2 protein-coding genes are annotated in these 3,050 nt (G+C 67.2%); both read right to left on the bottom strand.

Annotated features, from left to right (window positions below; translation table 11 throughout):
* The coding region (locus AB7S84_RS15230; RefSeq protein ID WP_428155513.1) for an HAD-IA family hydrolase at nt 1–1,616 on the bottom strand (1,616 nt) is incomplete at its 3' end.
* Nucleotides 1,613–3,050 (bottom strand): MFS transporter (locus AB7S84_RS15225; RefSeq protein WP_428155511.1); only part of this gene is annotated, 1,438 nt, incomplete at its 5' end. The genes AB7S84_RS15230 and AB7S84_RS15225, both read right to left, overlap by 4 nt.

Raw genomic sequence — 3,050 nt, 5'->3', positions numbered from 1 at the left:
CGCGCTATTTCGTCCGCTTCGAAGCGGGGCCAGGGGGTGGGGCGGCCTTCGTGGAAGGCGGCGATGTCGCGGCCGGGGTCGCCCACCTCGCCGATTACGGTCACGGGGATTTCGGCGTCGTGGAGGGCCCGGATGAGGGGGGCGCACCGGTCCTTCCGACAGGTGATGAGGAGACTGCCCGAACCGATGAGGCCCAACGGCGCGATATCGAGCAGCTCGCAGATCTTGCGGGTCTGGGGAAAGATCGGAATGTTTTCCACGAAAACCCGGATCTCGTGCCCTCCTGCCGCGGCGAGCTCCTCCAGGGCCGTGGAGAGCCCTCCCTCGGTCACGTCGTGCATGGCGCTGACGCCGCCCGAGGCCGCTGCGATCCGCGCCTCCCCGAGGATGCTGATCCGGGAGAGGAACCCCCGGCAGGTCTCGAGCTCCGCCTCGGTCATGCCCCGCTCCCGAAGCGCGGCCCCGAACTCCCGGGCGATGATGCTCGTCCCCTCCACCGCCACCGCCTTGGTCAGCAGCACCACGTCCCCGGGCCGCATCCGCCCCTTGTCCACCAGGTCCCTTCTCGCCACGGTGCCCGCCAGCATGCCGCTCACCACCGGCCGGGTCACCGCGTCGGTGATCTCCGTGTGCCCGCCGCAGAGGGTGATCCCCCAGTTCCGGCAGGTGGTCTCCAGATCCCCCAGCACCTCGAAGATCCCGGCGGGGGTGGTCCCCGTGGGAAACATCAGCGTGGTCAGGAGCCACCGGGGTGCCGCGCCGGAGGTGGCGATGTCGTTGGCATTGACCAGGACCGCGTACTGCCCGATGGCGTCCGTGGCAAAGGTGATGGGATCGGACTTGAGGATGAGGACCTCCTCGTCCGCGACATCCACGGCGGCGATGTCCTCGCCGATGCCGGGATGGATAATGACGGAAGGATCCTTGAAATCGAATGCGTCGAGATATTTCTTGAGAAGATCGTTGGGGAACTTGCCGCCGGGCAGGGGCAGGTAGAGGCGCAGCAGATCCCGCACCTCTGCCAGCCCGGTGACCCGATGATCGCTCTCATCCTGAAACCGGTGACCGGCCGGTCCCGCCGCCGACACGCCGTGATCGAGCCACACCGTGGTGGCGCCGGCGCCGTTCCCCGCCTGGATGTCGAACACGAAATCCCCCACCACCGCCACCTCCCGGGACGCCACCCCCAGGCGGGCCGCCGCGGCGGCCACCCCTTCGGGATGGGGCTTGGGTGCGTGGGGGTCTTCCCGGGATATGATTACCGCGAAGTCGTCGGGACCCACCGTCTTGAAATTCTCCAGTGCCCGCATCACCGCCGCGCGGAGATTCCGGGTCAGGATGCCCAGACGAAGCCCCCGTTTGCGGCACCACCGGATCAGCTCCTCGGCCCCGGGGTTGGGTTGCGAGGCCTCGGCCGCCGAGAGCTCGAAGTCCGCCAGCATCCGGTGTGCCCGGTCCCGTTCCGCCGGGTCGGCCATCGCCTCGATGTGCTCCAGCACCGGCTGGTCGGGAGGGCAGCCCACCGCCGCCTTGATCTCGGAAAAATTCAGGGCCCCGGGGTGCGTGAGGGTCCCATCGAAATCGAACACTACGGCCTTGACAATCCTGTTTTTCATTTCTCATCCCTTCCCCGTAAAAAGGCGACAACGATGCCGATGGCCCCGAGGGCGATGCCCGAGGACATGGCGTGCCGGAAAGCTTCCATGAAGACGGGCTCCAGATCGGGGGTGTAGACCTTGAGGAGCCGCCCCCCGCTCGAGGCGTGAAAGGCGCTGTTGAAAAGGGTTCCGGCCAGGGCGATCCCCAGCACCATGCCGAGGTTGCGGACCGTGGCCACGGTCCCGGCGGCCACCCCCATGAATTTCCGGGGAACGGCGCTCATGGCGGCGGCGTTGTTGGGGGCGATGAACAATCCCGTGCCGATGCCGCTCACGGCCAGACGCCACGCGATCTCGATTTTGGACGCCTCGGGCGTCAGGCGGGAGAGAAGGACGAAGGAGGCTGTCAGGACGGCCATGCCCAGGGTGCAGAGCCAGCGGGATCCCAGCCGGTCCGAAAGGGCGCCCGAGAGCGGCGCGAACAGGAACAGAAAGATGAACGGGGTCACCATGATCAGGCCGGTATCTCCCGGGGAGAGGCCGCGGGGATGCATCAGGAAAAACGGCATGAGAAAGATGATGGTGAAGAGCCCCGCAAAAAGGATCATCCCCGCCAGAACCGGCAGAACGAAGAGGCGGATCCGCAGCAGAGACGGCGAAATCAGGGGATGGGGGGTTCGGATTTCCCGACGGACGAACCCCAGGGACGACGCCAGAAAGAGCCCCGAAAGGGAAAGAAACGGGATACTGCCGTAGCCCCAGTCGTAGCCGTGGGTCAGGGCCGCGAGCATCGCCCCCATGCCGAGGGCCAGGAAAAGCGCGCCCCAGCCGTCGAAGGATTCCCGCCGCGTCACATCCACCTGCCGATGCCTCAGGAGACGGTTGGCCCACAGCGCCGCCCCCACCCCGATGGGGATGTTGATCCAGAAGATAAAAGGCCAGGAGGCGACATGCAGAATCCATCCCCCCAGGGCCGGTCCCACCGTGAGGCCGGAGGCCACCACCGCCCCCAGGACGCCCAGGGCCCGCCCCCGCTCCGAGGCCGGAAAGGCGTCGACCACAATGGCCTGGGTGCAGGACATGACCATGGCGGCTCCAACCCCCTGGAAGGCCCGGGCCCCGATGAGCCACAACGCACTGTCGGCCATGGCGCAGCAGAGGGATCCCGCCGAGAAGACCCCCAGCCCCCGGGTGTAGACCCAGCGGCGGCCCCGGATGTCGCCCAGCCGCCCGAAGGAGAGCAGCAGGGAGGAGACGGTGAGCAGATAGATCATCATCACCCACTCCACCGTGGGCATGGGCACCCCCAGGTCCTGCATGACGGCGGGCAGGGCGACGTTGACGATGCTGCCGTCCAGGGTCGACATGAACACCCCGACGGCCGTCACCGTGAAAATCGCCCACTTGCCCGATCGATCCCGCATCCGCATCTCCCATCCATATCGAAGAAAC

This window comes from Desulfococcus sp., assembly GCF_050178255.1.
Classification (GTDB): domain Bacteria; phylum Desulfobacterota; class Desulfobacteria; order Desulfobacterales; family Desulfococcaceae; genus Desulfococcus; species Desulfococcus multivorans.
This window is presented reverse-complemented; position numbering and strand designations above follow the sequence as displayed.